Here is a 21,321-nt window from a genome sequence, read left to right on the forward strand (position 1 = left end):
TTTTTATTGATATTCCGGAACATCAAAGTAAAGTGTATAACCGTCCAGCAATGAATACAGGCTGTACATGCGGTTTACTTGTTTGTACGCCCAGCCGATGTCTGTTGCGTATTGATGTGTCGCTGTAGCTGACCATCTCATTTTGTACAGTGTGTCTTGATTGTAAGCTGTGTTGTGGATATACGATGAGCCTATGAATTTAGCTCCGCCGATAATGGCCGCTTCTGGTGTGAACCAGCCCTGCTCGTACGCATATTTGGCTCCGTAGTAATTCGGATTGCTGTCGTATGCTCCAATTCCATACATGTTGTATACGGTTTTTCCGTTATAGGTTAATCCATTGGCTAAGGCGGATGTCCCGTTTCCTGTTTCAAGAAGAGCGTGTGAGATTAAATACAGTTCGTTGATGCTATATTGATTGGCGGCATCGATAAATGCCTTTGCTCTCCCTGTCAGGATGCCTTTACCCGCAAGCACTTTCTGATTGACCTCAGTAACGCTGAGGCCCGCTGTCTGTGACAGCTTGAGAAATTGGAAGTAGTATTTGCTGTCTCTGGTAAAGTTATTTGGATCCACGTATTGAACTACTTCATCACTGCTTGCGTTTCGCCAGCCCAAATTGATCTTAGCCCAGCCGTTTATCTGTCCGATGATTTTCACTTTATCGCCTTTTTTAAATTGGCCGATCACGTTTGTCGGGCTGACTTCCGGCGTTGACCGGATATTTAGTACATCAGCCGTAACGGTTGATGTTGCTGTATTAATGTACGTGAGCGATACGTAAGCCGCTCCGTCTGTTTGCGGACTTACTGTCATTTGTTTTTGGACCATATCACGAAGCGAGAGATTGTAGTTTGTTTTCATGATTTGCGGGCCGTTTTTGATCTTCACGATAGATGATGTCCATCCGTATAATTGTTTTAGCTTCGTTGATGCCGCAGCAGCTGTATCATTGCCTGTGAACTGCTCATTTACGCTGATTTTATAAAGCGTATTGCTTTTCGTTGTGTAGCTGGGGGTTACACTTTTCGATTTAAGATAGGTTAACCCATTATTCAATGCTGTTTTGCTGCTGAGCTGTGTTGTCACGATTTTGTATTGTGTATATGCAGTCTGGCCTGTTTTTGATGTTGTGACTGCGATATGATTTTGTTTGAAAAATGTTAAAACGCGGTCAATCTCTTCTTGGCTGATGATAGCTTCAGTTGTGATTTGATAGCTGCTCGCAGCTGTCTGACCGGTTTTCTGGCTTGCTGCTGATATATGATTCGATTTGAAAAACGTGAGTGCCTGATTGACTTTCGTTTGATCAAGCAGAGATTCGGTTGTGATTTTAAACGTGTCAGCTATTTGTTTTTTGACGGATTTCGCAGAAGCACTCAGCTGATTTTTCTTTAATATGTTCAAACCCTTTGTGACTTTTGCTTGATCTGATGTTTCTTCTGAGATGAGCTGATATTGATTTTCTGCTGTTGATCCAGCTGCTGTTTTTGCAGCTTTTACTTTTTTCTGAGCAAAGAAGGCTGCTGCTTTGTTTGCTTGCTGCTCGCCTAAAATCTTAGCCGTCGTGATTTGATAAGCTGCAGACGTTGTCGTTTTTTTGACGCTGGATGACGTGTAATGCCATTTTTTCTTTTTAAAAAAAGTGTCTATTTTTTGGAGCTGCTGTTTTGTTATACCCTTCATATTCACGGTATATGATGTGCTTTTTCCAACCTGTTGATAACTGCCGGATACGCCGGTGTTTTTCTTGATTTGGCTGATAGCATCCTTTACTGTATTCAGCCCTTTGAAATAAGCTGATTGGACATTGTATGACTCAACGGTTGTTTTTTGATTGATGGACTTGTAGCTGCCTGTAATGCCAGTGCTCTGTTTCAGCTGCTGCAATAGAGTCTTGGCATTCGCTTCACCTGAAATGGCGGCAGTTGTGAACGTATAATAGGCTTGTCCTTTCACCGTTTCCTTTAATGATGCCTGCAGCCCCGATTCCTTTTGGAAGGCGTTTTTGATCTGCGCTGCTCTGCTGTCTCCCACAATTGTGCCAGACTGAATGGTTGTGACAGACACCGTATGTGTGATGGGCTGATACGAGCTTTTAATCCCCGTTTGCTTAGCCAGGCTCTGGATAAGCGCCTTGACTTTTGTCTCATCAGCAATGTCTGATGTCATGACGTTCATATAGGGCTGAGCTGCTCCGTAAGCTTTTACAGCACCAGCCACTCCCGTCTCCTGTTTCAGCTTTGCTAGGATAGTGTTGGCCTGTTTTTCTCCGGAGATGGCACCTGACGAGATGGTGACATATGGCTGTTTGCTTCCAACAGGACTTGACGTTCCTGTAATCGATGTCTGTTTGGCGAGTCCGTTCAGTATTGCTTTCGCTTCTGATTCGCTATGAATGCCTGAGGCGGAAATTTGGTAGGTCGTTGTTGTGCCTGAAGCCTGGTAGGATGCATCCCAGCCAGTATCTTTTTCCAGTTTGGCGACAGCTTGTGAGGCTCGGCTTTCTGTACTGAACGTATTCGACGGCTCTACTTTATATAGTGAGTAGTCGGTATACGCGGCTGCCTGGGCAGAACCAGACATGGCAAAAAAGGCAAGGGACGCGGCGGATAGAAGCATAGGTGCGATTAGTCTCTTTTTCATTCCTTCTCCTCTTTCTTATTCTATGAGAATATAAAACTAGTTTATTTATCGGCACGCGCATGCTTCATTTATAGGTGAATCACTTCCATTTTCTAATAAAAAAAACTTAATCTCGAAGTGAGATTAAGTTTAAATATGAGACACGATAAGGGTACAAGTTCCTTTTATCGTAAAATCGGGCATTTGAGCCGGCAAAATAAAGTGATCGCCTTTTTTGAGCGGACATGTTTTGTCCTCATACATGAGCAAACCGCTTCCTTCTATCACGCTGCAAATCAGAAAGGATTCATCCTGAGCCATTTCAGCTTCGCCATTGATGTCCCATTTATAAACCGAAAAATATTCCCCTTGGACAAATGTTTTAATGGTTATTCCTTTTCTTGATTCTGTCGATTCATCTATATACCCGTCCACATGGGGAACCGTGGCCGCATTGACCGCTTTGGCAAAATGAAGCTCTCTCGGGCTTCCGTTGCTATCAAGACGGTCATAATCGTACACCCGGTATGTGGCATCAGAATTTTGCTGAGTCTCTAAAACAAGGGCCCCCTTGCACAATGCATGCAGCGTTCCGCTCGGCACATAATAGAAATCACCCGGTTTAATTTTGATTCTTCGCAGCAGGCCCTCCCAGTCACCGCTGTTGATCATTGTGACAAGTTCGGTTTTTGAGCGGGCCGTATGCCCGTAAATGATTTCTGCGTTTTCCTTACAGTCGATAATGTACCAGCATTCCGTCTTGCCGAGTTCTCCCTCTTCGTTTTCTCCGGCATAGTAATCATCAGGGTGAACTTTAATTGACGTACTTTCCTTCACATCCAGCAGCTTTGTCAGAAGCGGGAACCGATCCCCCTCTACACCGCCGAATACTTCACGGTGCTCTTCCCAAAGCTCGATCAATGTCTTTCCTTTATACGGGCCATTTGCAACAGTGCTCGGTCCTTTTGGATGAGCGGAAATGGCCCAGCATTCCCCCGTTGATTCTGAAGGAATACTGTATCCAAATCTATCTCGTAAAGCGGTTCCGCCCCAGATTTTTTCTTTAAACACAGGCGTTAGAAAAATCGGTGATTGCGTCATGATCCGTACCCCTCCCCTGTAAATAACTGATCATCATTTTCCCGGTGCGCCCCTCTTACAAACGCCCGTATAAGCTGTCTTTTTCCGATGACAACATATGTACAAAGCATCATCTTTTCATTACCCCTTCAAAGAAAACGCTTCCTATCTATTATATCACGTCGAAAAGAAGCTTTGTTTCAGCCTTTTCCTCGATAAGAATAATTCTCCTTTTTTGATACAAATTAATAAAAACCGTCAATCTGTTTACGAAGGAGAGAAACTATGCAAATCGACTCTGATCTCCAGAACAATTTAGACACACTGAAAAAAACATTGGGACAAAACGACGATATGATGTTTTATACATTTGCATTCGGAGATAGCAGACAAAAGGCGTGTTTACTGTATATTGACGGTCTGACAGAGAATAAAATGCTGGCGCAATACGTCATTTCTCCTTTACAAAAAGAGGCGTTAGCCCATAAGGAATGCTCGATTGAAGACTTATCCGCCTTTTTTTTCGGCTTTCACCACAGCGTTGTTTCTACAATGAAAGAAATAGAGCAACTCGTTTTTTCAGGGCAAGCCATTTTGCTCGCTGATGGCTATCGCGGAGGATTAGCTTTCGACACAAAGTCAGTCGCAACACGCAGTCTTGATGAACCCTCCTCCGAAGTCGTGGAACGCGGCCCTAAAATAGGATTTATTGAAAAACTGCGGACAAACACGGCGCTTTTACGTGAACGGACGAGTGACCCTAATCTTGTCATCAAAGAAATGACACTCGGAAAAAGGACGAAAAAGAAAATCGCTGTCGCTTATATTCAGGATATCGCCCCCGATTATGTCGTCAAAGAAGTGTTTAAAAGGCTGAAATCAGTCAATATAGATAATTTGCCGGAATCGGGGACGCTTGAACAGCTGATTGAAGACGAACCATTTTCAATTTTCCCCACGATTTTAAGTACAGAACGGCCAGATCGTGTAGAGGCTGCTCTATTAGAAGGACGAGTGTCCATATTAGTGGATGGTACGCCGTTTGCTTTGATTGTACCGGCTACGGTTGACGAATTTATTCATTCGCCCGATGATTACAGCCAGCGCTGGATCCCAATGTCACTTGTACGCCTTCTTCGTTATTCCAGCATCCTGATCACCATTTATTTGCCCGGTCTGTATATTTCTCTCGTTTCTTTTCACACCGGGCTATTGCCGACTAGAATGGCCATTTCCATTGCAGGCAGCAGGCTTAACGTACCGTTCCCGCCTTTTATAGAGGCCTTTATCATGATCTTTACGATCGAATTGATTCGAGAAGCCGGATTAAGGCTGCCTAAGCCGATTGGACAGACAATTGGCCTTATCGGCGGGGTCGTCATCGGACAGGCAGCTGTTCAGGCGCAAATTGTCAGTGCGCTTATGGTCATTGTCGTTTCTGTCACAGCACTGGCATCCTTTACCGTTCCTTCATACGCCTATAACTTTCCGCTGCGGATCATTCGGATCGGGGTTATGATAAGTGCAACAGCGCTTGGCATGTATGGCGTTATAATGGTTTATCTGTTTGTGATTGGCCATCTCATGCGCCTGAAAAGCTTTGGCGAGGATTACATTATCCCGATCATGGCGCAGCCTGGACAGGATTTGAAAGACACAGTCATCCGTATTCCCACGATGTTTTTAAAAAGAAGACCGACACGAAACGATCCTGAAGATAACATCAGACAAAGGTGATGGCTATGAGGAAATCAGAGCATAAACTGACATTTATGCAGACGCTCATTATGATCAGCAGCACACTGATCGGTGCCGGGGTCCTAACCCTTCCCCGCTCAGCTGCTGAAACCGGCAGTCCGAGCGGATGGCTTATGATACTGCTGCAGGGCGTTATTTTTATTATCATCGTTCTGCTTTTTTTGCCTTTCCTTCAAAAAAACAGCGAAAAAACTCTTTTTAAGCTCAACAGCATTGTAGCTGGAAAATTCATCGGCTTTCTATTGAATTTATATATCTGTCTATATTTCATTGGGATTGTTTGCTTTCAAGCTCGGATTTTGGGAGAGGTTGTCGGATTCTTTTTGTTGAAAAATACGCCAATGGCAGTTGTGGTGTTTATATTTCTTGCAGTTGCCATCTATCATGTGGGCGGAGGCGTTTATTCAATTGCAAAAGTATACGCTTATATTTTTCCTATAACCCTTATTATTTTTATGATGCTTTTGATGTTCAGCTTTCGCTTGTTCCAGTTCGATTTTATCCGGCCTGTTTTTGAAGGAGGCTATCAAAGTTTTTTCTCTTTATTCCCAAAAACACTTTTATATTTCTCAGGATTTGAAATCATCTTTTATCTCGTCCCATTTATGAGAGATCCGAAGCAAGCGAAAAAGGCTGTTGCTTTTGGGATCGGGACTTCTACAGTGTTCTACAGCATTACTTTGTTCATTGTGATTGGCTGTATGACTGTGGCTGAGGCAAAAACGGTGACATGGCCTACCATTTCCCTCATTCACGCATTAGAGGTTCCGGGTATTTTTATTGAACGATTTGATCTGTTTTTACAGCTGACCTGGACAGCTCAGCAATTTACCTGTATGCTCGGATCCTTCAAAGGCGCCCATATCGGGTTAACGGAAATCTTTCATCTAAAAAATAAAAACAATGCTTGGCTGCTGACTGCAATGCTGGTTGCGACGTTTTTCATAACGATGTATCCCAAGGACTTGAATGACGTGTTTTATTACGGGACGCTTCTTGGATATGCTTTCTTAATTGTGATTGCAATTCCATTCTTCGTCTGGCTTTTAAGCTGGGTACAGAAAAAACTTGGGAGGGGTCAGCTGCAATGAAAACAGCAACAAAACTCGCAGTCATGTTTCTTATGCTGCAGGTTCTCTGCGGGTGCTGGGATGTCAAAAATATTGAGAAACTATCCTTCGCCAGAGGACTGGCGATTGATGAGACAGATGATCACCAGTACAAACTGACGTATCAAAACCTTCTTCCCCAAAGCGAAGACAGCCAAGCATCCGGAAAACCCGAATTTGTCAATGTGACGTCCTACGGGAAAACGATCCTGGAAGCAGTCAGTGATGTATCCATCAAGGACCCTCCTGTTTATAGCGATCATTTAAAAGTGATTCTTTTGGGAGAAAAACTGATGAGGAATCAAAATGTAGACCAAGTCTTCAACCACTTTATCCGGGATGATGAGCTGCGGCGAAGCAGCTATTTGATGGCAGCCAGAGGGAATGCAGCTGATGTTTTCACAAAAGGAAACCCCAATCAGCAGCAGCCGATGCCCTCAGAAAAACTGATTGATTTGACAACTCACAGCGGATATAACGGTAAGATTATGATACCGCTGCGCATCGGCAGAGCATCTATATACTCTCAGAACGGGTACAGTTATCTTATTCAAGCCGTGAAAAACCAAAAGGGAAAAGCCAAGTATGACGGTTCAGGCGTTATCAAAAGAGGCAGCAATAAACTCGTTGGGTTTCTTTCAGCTGATGAAACCCAAACACTGACATGGGTCATGGGGACGATCCAAGGCGGTGTCATGCCAACGACAGATAAAGGACATCCGATTACGTTTGAAATTAAAAAGTCGAAAACGAAAATTAAGCCGGTCATTGAAAACGGAAAACCTGTCTTTCATATTTCTGTTAAAACGAAGGGCATCCTGACAGAAGACCAAAACCCGAATGAAAACTCGTTCAGCAAAAGTTATTTGCACAGGCTGGAAAACATTTTTGAAAAAAAGCTTGAACGAGATGTAAAGCAGGTGATGGATAAACTGCAGCACGAGTATAAAACCGATCCGGTCTTTTTATCAGACCACATAAGGATTCAACACCCTGACTACTGGAATAAAGTAAAAGGGCATTGGGATGAAATATTTTCTGAGGCTGATTTTAAGTACGATATTTCTTTTAAAATCATTAACTTTGGCACGGTGGGAAAGTAAGCAATCAAAAGGGTGCGCATGATCGCGCACCCTTTTTTATGTCCCAACAGTCTGCTGTTTTCCGGCCGATCCTCCCTGTCCGTTTTTGTCCCGTAAATCCTGCTCAATTTCTTCAAGGCTTTTTCCCTTTGTCTCTGTCACTTTAAATCGGACAAATAAGAACGCCATGATACCGATTGCGGCATAAATCAGGAATAAATAACTGATTCCGATCGCTTCCATTAATATTGGATAGGTTAGTGAAACAATCAGTGTCCCAACGTGCAACATTAAGGTCGAAACACCGGTCCCGATTCCTCTGACATGAAGCGGGAACAATTCAGGAAGCATCACCCATACAACCGGTCCCCAGCTGACCGCAAAGACAACGATAAACACGCCTAAACAAATGACGGTCGTCCATGAGGCAGCCGGAGTGTTATCGAAAAAGAGATTTACTAAAGCGAGAACGATCAAGCTGATCACCATGCCCGCATTCCCGAATAGCAGTAACGGCTTTCTTCCAATCTTGTCGATGATTTTAATCGCTACTAATGTCATGACAACATTGACTGTGCCGATTCCGACCGTGCCTAAAATCGAAGCGGAGTTTCCGAATCCGACGTTTGTAAAGGTCTTTGGCGCATAGTAGATGATCGTATTCGTTCCGATAAATTGCTGCAAAAAAGCGAGTCCCAAACCGGCAATAAGTGCTGGGCGCACCCATGGATCGAACAGCTCCTTCAGGCCGCCTTCATCCTGCTTTTCCGCTTCTTTTATATCATGTATTTCCTGATCAATATCTTTTGTGCCACGCAATTTTTCAAGAATGTTCTTCGCTTTGCTTTCTTCGCCATTTGTGAACAGCCAGCGCGGGCTCTCCGGCATAAACAAAATGCCAATGAGCAAGAGCAATGACGGCACAGCAGCCAATCCAAGCATCCAGCGCCACGCTTCGGCATCGGCAAATATGTAATTGACAATGTAAGAAAGAAGGATGCCGACCGTGATCATCAGCTGATTCAGTGATGACAGCGCCCCGCGTTTATGTTTTGGCGCCAGTTCAGATAAATAAAGCGGCACGATCGTCGTCGATGTTCCGACTGCAAGTCCCAAAATGATGCGAAACAGCACCATGACTCCCGTATTCGGGGCCAGCGCCACACCAAGACCGCCTATACAAAACAGCAGCGCGGCCGCCATAATTGCTTTTTTTCTTCCGAAACGGTCAGTCAGCTTGCCGGCCGCTCCTGAGCCCAATATCGCCCCAACCAGCAAGGAGCTGACAACAAGACCTTCTGTAAACGCGTTTAAGCCTAACTCCTTTTTCATAAATAAAATAGCTCCGGAAATCACTCCGGTATCATAGCCATATAACGCGCCTCCAAGAGCTCCGAAAAAATAAAGCCATATATTTGACTGCTTTTTCATAAAAATGACTCCCTTTCTCCATCAGCTGCAATGACATTGTCTGTGGGATTTTTTTAGAAATCTTTTAGCCTCTTTTTCCGGCCATTAAACCTTTTTATTTTGCTGATCATAAGTTTTCCAATTATTTACTTGTATTTTTTTCAATGTCGCCGAAACATTTTACCTGCTGCGGCGTCCAATATAAGGTGATTCAGCACATCATCGTTATCAATTTTCAAAAACAAGAACTTATAAATATAGGAATATTTATCGAAAAATGTCTTTCGAGTAGTTGCCCCATGGCAAATAGAATGGTACGCTTCAAATATTAAAGAAACGTGAGGTATTGATATATGGAAGAACGATCACAGCGCAGAAAGAAAAAGAGAAAACTAAAAAAATGGGTGAAAGTTGTTGCCGGATTAATGGCTTTTTTAGTCATTGCGGCAGGCTCTGTCGGCGCCTATGCTTTTGTAAAGCTGAACAATGCTTCTAAGGAAGCTCACGTCAGCCTTGCACGCGGAGAACAATCTGTAAAACGGATCAAAGAATTTGATCCTGGAAAAGATTCTTTTTCTGTATTGCTCTTAGGAATTGATGCCAGGGAGAAAAACGGCGAGACCGTCGATCAGGCAAGAAGTGACGCGAATGTGCTGGTTACATTTAATCGAAAAGAAAAAACAGCTAAAATGCTGAGCATTCCGCGTGACGCCTATGTAAACATCCCAGGCCACGGGTATGATAAATTCACACATGCTCACGCTTACGGCGGCGTTGACTTGACTGTGAAAACAGTTGAAGAAATGCTGGATATTCCCGTCGATTATGTCGTAGAAAGCAATTTCACGGCTTTTGAAGACGTCGTAAACGAGTTAAATGGCGTCAAAGTAACTGTAAAAAGCGATAAAGTCATTCAGCAAATCAAAAAAGATACAAAAGGTAAAGTCGTTCTTCAAAAAGGAACACATACGCTTGATGGGGAAGAAGCGCTCGCTTACGTAAGAACACGTAAAGCGGACAGTGACCTTTTACGCGGGCAAAGACAAATGGAAGTGCTGAGCGCCATTATAGATAAATCAAAATCATTGAGCTCAATTCCGGCTTATGATGATATTGTGGATACGATGGGGCAAAATTTAAAAATGAACTTATCCCTTAAAGATGCCATCGGCCTGTTCCCGTTCATCACTTCATTGAAATCAGTTGAGTCTATTCAGCTGACGGGTTATGATTATGAACCTGCCGGAGTTTATTATTTCAAATTGAATCAGCAAAAGCTGCAGGAAGTTAAAGAAGAGCTGCAAAACGATTTAGGTGTATAATGAACGGGATGGCGATTACGCCATCCCGTTTTACATATTTCCTTGTTGAAAATTATCAAAGTAACGTTTAGCCTTGATTTATATGGATTATGTTTCACAGGCAAGCTGAACATACTACACGAAGCAGCTTCATTTTTAAGGAGGTTCCCCTACATATGAAATGTATTGCGATTGATCTAGACGGAACATTACTGAATAAAGAAAGCGTCATTTCTGCGGAAAACAGAGAAGCGATCAAGCGGGCCGTTGATGCCGGCATCCTCGTCACCATTTGCACGGGAAGAGCGACATTTGATGTAAAAGCGCTGCTGGATGACTTGGACATCCCTATCATTGCAGCTAATGGCGGTACGATCCATGACACGGGTTACCGTTTGATCAGCCGGACATTAATGGATCAGGAAGCCGGTAAAGCGATTGCTGATTACTTACTTTCAAAAAACATTTACTTTGAGGTATATACAGATGACCATCTGCTTTCTCCTTTTGACGGCGAAGCTAAGCTGCACGCGGAGCTTGACATTCTAAAGAGCGCAAACCCAAACGAGCAGACGGATGACTTGTGGCAAGGAGCCATGACTCAATTCAAACAGTTTGGCATTAAACCAATCCCTCATATCGAATCGGTTTTTGACGGCGGTGAAAACATTTATAAGCTTCTTTGCTTCTCCTTTGATATGGACAAGCTGAAACAAGCGAAGGAAGAACTGAAGCATCATAAAAAACTGGCGCAAACCTCTTCAGGAAAACATATTATCGAAATCCTGCCGGCCTCGTCAGGAAAAGGACGCGCGTTAACAAAGCTCGCTGACATATATGGAATTGAAACACAGGATATCTATGCGATCGGCGATAGTCCAAACGATTTGTCCATGTTTGAAGTCGCCGGACACCGTATCGCCATGGAAAATGCGATTGATGAATTAAAAGAAAAAAGCACCTTTGTCACAAAAAGCAATGACGAAAATGGTGTGGCCTACTTTATAGACCAGCTTCTTTCGGGGCAATATGCATAAAGAAAAGACTCCAGAGATTGGAGTCTTTTTCTTTTATTGCACCCGTATACTTCCTGCGTATTTATCCTTCCAATATGTGCTCGTGTTCATATTGGTAATGGTCACGCCGTTTGATAATGTGACATGAACAACTTGTCCGTTTCCGATATAGATGGAGGGATTTAAGCTTGTTGATTGAAAGAACACAATGTCTCCCGGCTTCAGGTCCGCCTTCTCAATCTTAGTTCCGGCATTGTACTGGCTTGTTGCGTATCGAGGCAGGGAAATACCGGCTGCTTTCTGGTATACATATTGGACAAATCCAGCTGTATCAAATCCTGTCTCAGGTGTTACTCCGCCCTGTTTGTAAGGCACTTCTCCGACATAAAGCGTCGCTTCGGAAACAATCGGATTTTCTTTCGGGATTGTCAGGTTGTCAAATCGGCGAATACCCGTCATCTTCGATTTCCAGTAATCCTCTGACAAATAGGAAATGGTTACTTTTTCTGATCTGCTCGCCTGGATGAACCTGCCTGCGCCCGCATAAATGCCTGCATGTGAAATTCCCGTTTTATACGTATTGCTGAAATAGACGACATCACCAGGCTTTATGTTCTGAGGGGCTACCTTCTCGCCCACTGCCCACTGCTGTTCGGCTGATCGCGGCAGATAAATGCCGAGTGCCTGTTGAAACACATATTGCACAAGCCCCGAGCAATCAAAGCCCTCTGACGGCGTGCTTCCGCCAAACACATATGGGACACCGATATATTTTTCGGCCTCCTGAACGACAGGAACATCAGCCGTTGCCGGATCGGCAGCGATTCGTCTCGCCCCGATATAAGCCCCGCTCCAATAGCTGCTTTTTTTGTAATTGGTGATGATAACCCCTTTTGACTGTGTACTGTGAACCATTTGGCCGTCTCCGATATAAAGGGCGTCATGTGTCGGAACAGTGCCGGTGCTTCCCTCTTTCTTGAAAAACAAAATATCACCCGGCTTCAGGTTTTCCGGCTTTACAGCTGTTCCGATTTTATACTGGTCGTTTACAGATCTCGGCAGATGAATATCAGCCTTACTGAACACATATTGTATCAATCCTGATGGATCGAAACCCTCTTTCGGCGTTTCCCCGCCATATTTATACTGATATCCAAGCAGGTTTTTTGCTTCGCTGACAATCAATTCTGATGATGTATCAGCTTCCGCAATCTCCGCTTTTGTCATAATTGGAACCAAAAAACAAATGATAACCGCCACAAGCAAAAACTTCTTCCAGTTTGCCAGTGTGTTCACTTTTATTATCTCCTCCTCTTTTTGCAGTTTTAACATCGGTATTTTTTTGAATATGTTAAGAGACTTTTTAATATTTTTACAGAATGAATATGCTGGGCAAATAAAAAGAGAGTGTCTCATCAGACACTCTCTTTTTTTGAATTATTTATTGGCGTTTACCGGTTCTTCCTGCTGTTGGATTTTATTCATTTCCATATCAATCTTCTGTTTTTCCTGATCTGTCAGCTGATCATTGAATTTAAAAGCTGACATAAACATGAACACGATGGCTACGGCAACAAACGGCCAAATGGCTTTGACAAATTTCATCTTTATCACTCCGTTTATTTAGATTTTAGTTTGTCACTATGATCAATATCAAACGTCAGTTTTCCGTCTTCTACTTTCCAAGCGAAATTAGAGTCTTTCGTCAGTTCGCGAATAATGGTTTTCTGTTTAAGGCTGTCTTTTTTCACAGGTGCAGGTGTCGCTTCATGGATGTCGATCGGTGTCACTTCAAAGCGGCCTGTTCCATTTTTCTTCAGGTGATACTGAACCAGTGCACTGTCTCTTGTTCTCGTCCAGCCCTGGTCAAAGACAAAGTTGCCGAGGCTGTAGAAAATGACGGTTCCGTTATATACTTCAATCGGTTCTAAGACGTGCGGGTGATGGCCGACGATGATGTCAGCTCCCGCATCAGACATGGCTCTTGCAAGCTGGCGCTGGCGGTCGTTTGGATCATTGTCATACTCTTGGCCCCAGTGTGACTGCACAACAACGATGTCCGCATGTTTTTTCGCTTCTGAAATCATAGGGATGAAGATTTCAGGATCTGCGGGCAGCACGCCCGGCGTATTCTTTTTAGCCGCGAAACCTTTCCCGGACACATCGGTAAAGCCAAGCGTCGCAATCGTTACCCCGTTGACTTTCTGGTACGAAATTTTCTTTTTCGCATCACTTAAGCTGTATCCCGCTCCAACGATATCAAGGTTTTGCTTCGCAAATTCTCCAAGCGTATCTTTCATGCCCTGAACGCCGTAATCCATTGCGTGGTTGTTTGCGCTGTTGAGAACCGTGAAATTCATATCCTTCAAGACTTTCACTGATTCCTTATTCGTCTGCAGATGAATCTCTTTATCTGCTTGTTTATAATTCTTTTGATAGGTTACCGGGTTTTCAAAGTTTCCTGCTACATAATCCGAGGCTCTAAAGATCGGTTCAACATATTGAAAAATACTGTCTGCCCCTTTTTGCTCCGTTACTTTTTCAACATAGCGTCCCATCATAATATCGCCTACAAATGAGGCTGAGAGTACGTCGTCAGAATACGTTTTGACCTTCGGCGTTTCCGCTTTTCCCGCCCACATGAAAGCGAACATAAGGACAAAAACGATCGGAATGGCAATAAATACGTGCTTATTGGTTTTCTTTTTTTGCTGTTTTGTCAGCTTTAGCAGCTTTTCATGAAAGCTCAGTTCTTTTTTCATCGTTTGACACACCTTACATTAAATTAAGTAGTAAACAAACATGATAGCAAAGGTCGCTCCGCTCAATAGCAGCGTGCTTCCGAACGTAATGGTTAAACCTTGTTTCTGAATGGTATTGGCAATTAAACCTGGCACGATGATGCCGATTCCTCGAAATTCTGCGATTTCAAATGGTACAATCGGGTATAGAAAATCAAACGCGATTTTTAGGACGATCCCTGTTATCAGCATGGCAGCGAATTTTCTGCGTCCATACAAAATCATAAATTTAGATAAACCGTATTTCACAATAACATAAGTGAGCAAGCTCACTAGCAAAACAAGTAAAATAAAGACCGGCTGATTAAACACAAGTCCTAAATATCCCGGTACAACAAGTCCTGCCGGCACGATCCCTGTTTTTTCCGCAAAAATTAAACTGAGTAGTACACCTAAAATTAGTGCGATGTATAAATCTGATCCGAACATGTTTGCATTTCCCCCTAGCTTACGAGCTGCTTAACCTTGTATTCGTGGATTTTTTCAATTAAAGGCTCTGCGGCACCATGAATATTGCCGACGCCATATATGACACGGTTGTGCATTCTTTTCTTTAACAATTCCATAATTTCATCTGTTGACTTATACTCTAGATCATGCAGTTTGTCTGCAGGAATTTTGCCTTCTTCGTAGGCTTTTACGATCGGTTCTGTTGTTTCACCGATTAAGATCAGTTCACTTGCTTCAATATAAGGCAATACGTCATTTGCGAATTGCTGTGTCCGATCGACACGGTCTGCGCGGCAGTTCATGATGATGATCGGATCATCGGTCGGGTAACCGATTTCTTTTACACGTTTCCATATATTCAAAGTAGAAGAAGCGTCGTTTGCGGCAAACCCATTAACAAAGTGCCCAGGCTCGCTCGGACTGATCAGCGGAAGAATTCTCATTGCTCCCGGATCTGGCGGCGCATTCAGCATTCCCTTAAATGCTGTTTCTTCGTCAATGCCGAGTGCTTGAGCCACACCCAGCGCCAGAGAAGCGTTATCAGGGAATACCATGTATTCAAATTTACGTAAATACTCATCTGTAATTTTTGAGTTATCAGCAATGATGACTTTTGTGTTTCGTTCTTTTGCTTTTTGTTTAAAGAACTCGGTATATTCACTATCTGTAATGACAAGATGGCCATTATAAGGAATTGTAGCGGTAAACGCTTCTGCAATTTCATCAAGCGTCGGCCCCATGACATCCATATGGTCTTCCAAAACATTCACAATGACGCCGATATTGGCCTGCAGAAGTTCTTCCTGAAAGATGATTTGATAATCTGGGTTAACAGCCATGCATTCACTGACAATCGCGTTAGCCCCTCTTTCTACTGTTTCTCTCATGACTTCTTTTTGCTCTCCGATATTCGGCCCCTGAGGTTTCCGTTTAATCGGCTTTTCCTCCGGTGTGTCCCAGTAAATCATTCTTGCATCTGTTCCTGTTGTTTTTCCAACAGTCTTGTAACCGGCTTCTATTAATATTCCGGTTGTCAGCCTTGTCACAGTCGATTTTCCGCGGATGCCGTTAATATTCACCCGAACAGGGAGGGCATCAATGTTTTTCTGATGTCGTCGTTTTTCTAATATTCCGATGACCAGTATGACAGCACAGGCTATAATGAGTAACCACATTGCTTTTCGACATCTCCTTCTATATTGTTGTAAATTCATTCATCAGTATATAGAATCACTATGAATTCTCAATCGGCATTATGTAACATAATCTTCCCTAATCGACTAAGCCAAACTTCTCTTTTGAAAGAGATTTTATACCTACAAACTGTTTTCTATTTTTGGAAAACAGCAGGACTTATACCTTATCACTTTTTTAAAAAATCGAAGAGAATGCGCTTTCATTTTTCTCCTGATATCCTTCTGGACGTATAGTCACACCTTGCTGTTTGTATTTAATATGCATTTCAAATCAATCTTTTTTTCAGCCTGTGTTATCAAGCATTTCCTGCTATCATGCGTGTTTCCGGTTCTTATGAACACAAAATAATTTTATCCTGTTTCTTAAGGACAAGGTCATAATGTCATCCTTTCTGCATGGAATAAGCAATATTAGGCCCATTCCAAAATGACTAAGGAGGTTCGAGATGAAAACGCTAAACATATGAGTCCGAATTCTCTAACATAATTAAACATTTTCTGGGATGATAGTCTTTTCTGTTTCTCACCATTTACAGGTCTAAACGCATGACTTTGAAACAATTTTAATAAAACTTAATATTTGTTCAAGAAATCTTCATCCATATTTGTGAAGACTTTGTCAAAAAAAGAGTGAAAACCTTAAATTTTTCAATTATATATACAATTTACAATTAGATTTCTTTTGATATTTTTATTGCTAACTTCGGATTGTTCATGATAATCTATCTATGTAAACGGTTACATAAACAAGGAGGAGCTGTTTTGGCTACAATTAAAGATGTCGCCGGAGCGGCGGGCGTTTCAGTTGCGACGGTTTCCCGCGTCCTGAATGATAACGGCTATGTACACGAAGAAACGCGAACGCGTGTCATAGCGGCGATGGCGAAGCTGAACTATTACCCGAATGAAGTCGCCAGATCTCTATATAAAAGAGAATCCCGACTGATCGGACTTTTGCTCCCGGATATCACAAACCCTTTCTTCCCTCAGCTTGCTCGCGGTGCGGAGGATGAATTGAACCGGGAAGGCTATCGCCTTATTTTCGGCAACAGTGACGAGGAATTGAAAAAAGAACTTGAATACCTTCAAACCTTTAAGCAAAATCATGTCGCAGGCATTATTGCCGCAACGAATTACCCGGATCTCGAGGAATACAGCGGCATGAATTATCCAGTTGTTTTTCTGGACAGAACACTTGAAGGGGCTCCTTCTGTGTCCAGTGACGGCTATACAGGAGGAAAGTTAGCCGCCCAGGCTATCATTCACGGAAAAAGCCAGCGCATTACGCTCTTGAGAGGACCCGCTCACCTGCCGACCGCTCAAGACCGCTTTAACGGCGCTTTGGAAATCTTAAAGCAGGCTGAAGTTGATTTTCAGGTCATTGAGACGGCTTCATTTTCAATTAAAGATGCACAATCAATGGCGAAGGAGCTGTTTGCCGCTTATCCAGCGACAGATGGTGTGATCGCGAGTAATGATATTCAAGCCGCTGCCGTTTTACATGAAGCATTGCGGCGCGGAAAAAACGTGCCGGAGGACATTCAAATTATCGGCTATGATGACATTCCGCAAAGCGGACTTCTGTTCCCGCCACTTTCTACAATTAAACAGCCCGCATATGATATGGGGAAAGAAGCTGCCAAACTGCTTTTGGGTATCATCAAAAAACAGCCGCTGGCAGAAACGGCAATTCAAATGCCTGTCACCTATATAGGAAGAAAGACGACAAGAAAGGAAGATTAAGATGCGTAATATTTGTGTGATTGGTAGCTGTTCTATGGATTTAGTGGTCACCTCGGACAAACGCCCAAAAGCCGGTGAAACGGTTCTTGGCACGTCATTTCAGACTGTGCCGGGCGGCAAAGGAGCAAATCAGGCCGTTGCCGCAGCCAGACTTGGGGCGCAAGTGTTTATGGTCGGCAAGGTTGGAGACGATCATTATGGAACAGCTATTTTGAATAATCTCAAAGCTAACGGCGTTCGCACTGACTATATGGAACCGGTTACACATACGGAAAGCGGAACCGCTCATATTGTGCTTGCTGAAGGCGACAACAGCATTGTCGTTGTCAAAGGCGCGAACGATGACATCACCCCAGCGTATGCGTTAAACGCGCTCGAACAGATTGAAAAGGTCGATATGGTGCTGATTCAGCAGGAAATCCCAGAAGAAACGGTTGATGAGGTGTGCAAATACTGCCATTCTCACGATATCCCGATCATACTAAACCCAGCACCGGCCCGCCCGCTCAAGCAGGAAACAATTGATCACGCTACCTATCTGACGCCGAATGAACACGAGGCTTCGATTTTATTCCCTGATCTTACCATTTCTGAAGCTCTGGCGCTTTATCCGGCAAAGCTCTTTATTACGGAAGGAAAACAAGGCGTCCGCTATTCGGCTGGCAGCAAAGAGGTGCTCATCCCGTCCTTCCCTGTAGAACCCGTTGATACAACCGGAGCCGGTGATACGTTTAACGCAGCATTTGCCGTGGCCCTGGCTGAGGGAAAAGACATTGAAGCCGCATTGCGGTTTGCCAATCGTGCCGCTTCCCTTTCTGTCTGCTCCTTCGGTGCCCAAGGCGGAATGCCGACAAGAAATAAAGTAGAGGAGCTGCTGTCATGAAAAAACACGGTATACTGAACAGCCATCTTGCCAAGATTTTAGCCGACCTTGGCCACACTGATAAAATTGTCATCGCGGATGCCGGACTGCCGGTTCCTGACGGCGTTTTGAAAATTGATCTTTCACTGAAGCCGGGCCTTCCGGCTTTCCAAGATACAGCGGCAGTGCTCGCTGACGAGATGGTCATCGAAAAAGTCATTGCTGCAGCTGAAATAAAAGCATCCAATCAGGAGAATGCGAAATTTCTAGAAAATCTTTTCTCTGAACAAGAGATTGAATACCTTTCTCACGAGGAGTTTAAGCTGCTGACAAAAGAAGCAAAGGCAGTCATAAGAACAGGAGAATTCACACCATATGCCAACTGCATCCTGCAGGCAGGTGTACTTTTCTAGAAAGGAGGATGAAACATGCAGATTGAAATGAAAGACATTCATAAAGCATTCGGAAAAAATCAGGTGCTGTCAGGCGTTTCCTTTCAGCTCATGCCTGGCGAGGTTCACGCATTAATGGGAGAAAACGGCGCCGGCAAGTCCACGCTTATGAACATTTTGACAGGCCTGCACAAAGCAGATAAAGGTCAAATCAGCATAAACGGAAACGAAACGTATTTTTCCAATCCGAAAGAAGCGGAACAGCATGGAATAGCCTTTATCCATCAGGAATTGAATATCTGGCCGGAAATGACCGTTCTTGAGAATCTATTTATCGGTAAAGAGATATCCTCCAAGCTGGGCGTTTTACAAACAAGAAAAATGAAAGCGCTAGCAAAAGAGCAATTTGACAAACTCTCCGTCTCTCTTTCTCTTGATCAAGAAGCCGGCGAATGTTCCGTCGGACAGCAGCAAATGATCGAAATCGCAAAAGCGCTTATGACAAATGCCGAGGTAATCATTATGGATGAACCGACCGCAGCGTTGACTGAACGTGAAATCAGCAAGCTCTTTGAGGTCATTACAGCGTTAAAAAAGAACGGCGTCTCCATTGTCTATATTTCGCATCGCATGGAAGAAATTTTTGCGATTTGCGACAGAATTACCATCATGCGTGACGGAAAAACGGTAGATACAACAAACATCTCAGAAACTGATTTTGATGAAGTCGTCAAAAAAATGGTCGGACGGGAGCTGACTGAACGATATCCAAAACGCACTCCTTCTCTCGGTGACAAAGTATTCGAGGTGAAAAATGCCTCCGTAAAAGGGAGTTTTGAGGATGTCAGCTTTTATGTTCGTTCCGGTGAGATCGTCGGTGTTTCAGGATTAATGGGAGCCGGCCGGACAGAAATGATGAGAGCGCTGTTCGGCGTTGACAGGCTGGACACGGGTGAGATATGGATCGCTGGGAAAAAAACGGCTATTAAGAACCCGCAGGAAGCCGTGAAAAAAGGTCTCGGCTTTATTACAGAGAATCGCAAGGATGAAGGGCTTCTGCTCGACACCTCGATCCGCGAAAATATTGCCCTGCCCAATCTGTCCAGCTTCTCACCAAAGGGTCTCATTGATCATAAGCGGGAGGCTGAATTTGTCAATCTGTTAATCAAACGACTCACTATCAAAACAGCATCACCGGAAACGCACGCACGCCATTTATCAGGAGGAAACCAGCAAAAAGTGGTGATAGCCAAGTGGATCGGCATCGGACCGAAAGTGCTTATCTTGGATGAGCCAACAAGAGGTGTGGATGTTGGCGCCAAACGAGAGATTTATACGCTGATGAATGAGCTGACCGAACGCGGCGTCGCAATCATCATGGTGTCATCAGAGCTGCCTGAAATTCTGGGAATGAGCGATCGGATTATCGTTGTCCATGAAGGCAGAATCAGCGGAGAAATCCATGCGCGAGAAGCAACACAAGAACGAATTATGACACTTGCCACGGGAGGGCGGTAATATGAAAACGGAACAACTGCAAACAGAACAAAAACGGATTCACTTCGACGGAGTCATGCAAAAACTCGGCCCGTTTCTTGGTTTATTTATTCTCGTTATCATTGTATCTATTTTAAATCCCAGCTTTCTTGAACCGCTGAATATTTTAAACCTGCTTCGCCAGGTCGCCATTAACGGATTAATCGCGTTCGGAATGACCTTTGTCATTTTGACAGGCGGCATTGATCTTTCTGTCGGCGCTATTCTTGCCCTGTCCAGTGCTTTAGTTGCGGGGATGATTGTGTCCGGTGTCGATCCGGTTCTCGCGATCATCCTTGGCTGTATCATTGGTGCCGTACTAGGCATGATCAACGGATTATTGATTACTAAAGGAAAAATGGCGCCCTTTATCGCCACGCTTGCGACCATGACTGTGTTTCGCGGACTGACGCTAGTGTATACAGATGGAAATCCGATTACCGGACTTGGCACAAACTACGCTTTTCAGATGTTCGGACGCGGTTACTTTTTAGGCATTCCTGTACCGGCGATTACGATGGTTCTTGCCTTTGTCATCCTTTGGGTGCTTCTTCATAAAACACCATTCGGACGCCGAACGTACGCAATCGGCGGCAATGAGAAAGCCGCTCTCATTTCAGGCATTAAAGTGACGCGCGTGAAAGTGATGATCTATTCTTTAGCCGGTCTTTTATCCGCTCTTGCAGGTGCCATATTGACTTCCCGCCTGCATTCGGCCCAGCCGACTGCGGGGGAATCGTACGAACTTGATGCTATCGCGGCAGTCGTCTTAGGCGGAACAAGTCTTTCTGGCGGCCGAGGACGCATTGTCGGCACGTTAATCGGGGTGCTGATCATCGGCACACTTAATAACGGACTTAATCTGCTTGGCGTCTCATCATTTTATCAGCTGGTTGTCAAAGGGATTGTTATCTTAATTGCGGTATTATTAGACCGCAAGAAGTCAGCATAGGAGGGTTT

At 43.9% G+C, this 21,321-nt stretch carries 18 protein-coding genes; 10 read left to right on the plus strand and 8 right to left on the minus strand.

Annotation, left to right across the window (positions count from 1 at the left end; genetic code table 11):
* Positions 1 to 3 precede the first annotated feature (3 nt).
* Positions 4 to 2,646, minus strand: coding sequence for a beta-N-acetylglucosaminidase LytD (gene lytD, locus CW370_RS10975; protein WP_029946047.1), 2,643 nt, complete (start codon positions 2,644 to 2,646; stop codon positions 4 to 6).
* Between the two features lie 129 nt (positions 2,647 to 2,775).
* Positions 2,776 to 3,726: a mannose-6-phosphate isomerase, class I gene (gene manA, locus CW370_RS10980; protein ID WP_024571916.1), complete on the minus strand. Its 951-nt coding sequence runs from the start codon at positions 3,724 to 3,726 to the stop codon at positions 2,776 to 2,778.
* Between the two features lie 264 nt (positions 3,727 to 3,990).
* Here manA and gerBA point away from each other — a divergent pair, with 264 nt between their 5' ends.
* The 3 genes from gerBA to gerBC are packed head-to-tail and all read left to right on the plus strand — an operon-like array spanning position 3,991 to position 7,675.
* Positions 3,991 to 5,442, plus strand: coding sequence for a spore germination protein GerBA (gerBA, locus tag CW370_RS10985; RefSeq protein ID WP_024571917.1), 1,452 nt, complete (start codon positions 3,991 to 3,993; stop codon positions 5,440 to 5,442).
* 5 nt (positions 5,443 to 5,447) lie between these two features.
* Complete coding sequence (gerBB, locus tag CW370_RS10990) at positions 5,448 to 6,554, plus strand: spore germination protein GerBB (RefSeq protein ID WP_024571918.1); 1,107 nt, start codon at positions 5,448 to 5,450, stop codon at positions 6,552 to 6,554.
* The gene (gerBC, locus tag CW370_RS10995; protein ID WP_024571919.1) at positions 6,551 to 7,675 is read left to right on the plus strand and encodes a spore germination protein GerBC; all 1,125 of its coding nucleotides are present in this window, start codon (positions 6,551 to 6,553) and stop codon (positions 7,673 to 7,675) included. The genes gerBB and gerBC overlap by 4 nt, the downstream gene beginning before the upstream one ends.
* Positions 7,676 to 7,711: 36 nt before the next feature.
* Here the strand turns inward: gerBC and CW370_RS11000 are convergent, their stop codons facing one another.
* Complete coding sequence (locus CW370_RS11000; protein ID WP_024571920.1) at positions 7,712 to 9,085, minus strand: sugar porter family MFS transporter; 1,374 nt, start codon at positions 9,083 to 9,085, stop codon at positions 7,712 to 7,714.
* A 332-nt stretch (positions 9,086 to 9,417) separates the two neighbouring features.
* On the opposite strand from CW370_RS11000, the gene tagT reads away from it, so the two are divergent.
* On the plus strand, positions 9,418 to 10,386 hold the full coding sequence (tagT, locus tag CW370_RS11005; protein ID WP_014478157.1) for a polyisoprenyl-teichoic acid--peptidoglycan teichoic acid transferase TagT: 969 nt from the start codon (positions 9,418 to 9,420) through the stop codon (positions 10,384 to 10,386).
* A 155-nt stretch (positions 10,387 to 10,541) separates the two neighbouring features.
* Complete coding sequence (gene ywtE / locus CW370_RS11010) at positions 10,542 to 11,402, plus strand: 5-amino-6-(5-phospho-D-ribitylamino)uracil phosphatase YwtE (RefSeq protein ID WP_003244395.1); 861 nt, start codon at positions 10,542 to 10,544, stop codon at positions 11,400 to 11,402.
* A 33-nt stretch (positions 11,403 to 11,435) separates the two neighbouring features.
* On the opposite strand, the gene pgdS is transcribed toward ywtE, so the two are convergent.
* From pgdS to pgsB, 5 genes are all read right to left on the minus strand, one after another.
* Positions 11,436 to 12,677, minus strand: coding sequence for a gamma-DL-glutamyl hydrolase (gene pgdS / locus CW370_RS11015; RefSeq protein ID WP_024572524.1), 1,242 nt, complete (start codon positions 12,675 to 12,677; stop codon positions 11,436 to 11,438).
* 141 nt (positions 12,678 to 12,818) lie between these two features.
* Complete coding sequence (gene edmS, locus CW370_RS11020; protein ID WP_003227896.1) at positions 12,819 to 12,986, minus strand: extrachromosomal elements maintenance protein EdmS; 168 nt, start codon at positions 12,984 to 12,986, stop codon at positions 12,819 to 12,821.
* A 14-nt stretch (positions 12,987 to 13,000) separates the two neighbouring features.
* Entirely contained in the window at positions 13,001 to 14,143 is a 1,143-nt protein-coding gene (gene pgsA / locus CW370_RS11025) for a capsular polyglutamate synthetase PgsA (protein ID WP_003243306.1), read from the minus strand.
* A gap of 18 nt (positions 14,144 to 14,161) precedes the next feature.
* Positions 14,162 to 14,611: a poly-gamma-glutamate biosynthesis protein PgsC gene (gene pgsC, locus CW370_RS11030; protein WP_003227889.1), complete on the minus strand. Its 450-nt coding sequence runs from the start codon at positions 14,609 to 14,611 to the stop codon at positions 14,162 to 14,164.
* A gap of 14 nt (positions 14,612 to 14,625) precedes the next feature.
* Positions 14,626 to 15,807 (minus strand): poly-gamma-glutamate synthase PgsB, encoded by a 1,182-nt coding sequence (gene pgsB, locus CW370_RS11035; protein WP_003227883.1) that lies wholly within the window; start codon positions 15,805 to 15,807, stop codon positions 14,626 to 14,628.
* Between the two features lie 783 nt (positions 15,808 to 16,590).
* On the opposite strand from pgsB, the gene CW370_RS11045 reads away from it, so the two are divergent.
* The 5 genes from CW370_RS11045 to rbsC are packed head-to-tail and all read left to right on the plus strand — an operon-like array spanning position 16,591 to position 21,313.
* Positions 16,591 to 17,571 (plus strand): LacI family DNA-binding transcriptional regulator, encoded by a 981-nt coding sequence (locus tag CW370_RS11045; protein WP_032722637.1) that lies wholly within the window; start codon positions 16,591 to 16,593, stop codon positions 17,569 to 17,571.
* 1 nt (position 17,572) lies between these two features.
* Positions 17,573 to 18,454 carry a ribokinase gene (rbsK, locus tag CW370_RS11050; RefSeq protein WP_024572787.1) on the plus strand — a complete coding sequence of 294 codons (882 nt, stop codon included), beginning with the start codon at positions 17,573 to 17,575 and terminating at the stop codon, positions 18,452 to 18,454.
* The gene (rbsD, locus tag CW370_RS11055; protein WP_003227877.1) at positions 18,451 to 18,846 is read left to right on the plus strand and encodes a D-ribose pyranase; all 396 of its coding nucleotides are present in this window, start codon (positions 18,451 to 18,453) and stop codon (positions 18,844 to 18,846) included. The genes rbsK and rbsD overlap by 4 nt, the downstream gene beginning before the upstream one ends.
* Positions 18,847 to 18,861: 15 nt before the next feature.
* Positions 18,862 to 20,343 (plus strand): ribose ABC transporter ATP-binding protein RbsA, encoded by a 1,482-nt coding sequence (rbsA, locus tag CW370_RS11060; RefSeq protein WP_015714823.1) that lies wholly within the window; start codon positions 18,862 to 18,864, stop codon positions 20,341 to 20,343.
* Position 20,344: 1 nt separating this feature from the next.
* Positions 20,345 to 21,313 (plus strand): ribose ABC transporter permease RbsC, encoded by a 969-nt coding sequence (rbsC, locus tag CW370_RS11065; protein WP_003227873.1) that lies wholly within the window; start codon positions 20,345 to 20,347, stop codon positions 21,311 to 21,313.
* The last annotated feature ends 8 nt before the right edge of the window (positions 21,314 to 21,321 follow it).

Origin of the sequence: Bacillus sp. SN32, from assembly GCF_002837495.1 — a bacterium.
Taxonomy (GTDB): Bacteria; Bacillota; Bacilli; order Bacillales; family Bacillaceae; genus Bacillus; species Bacillus subtilis.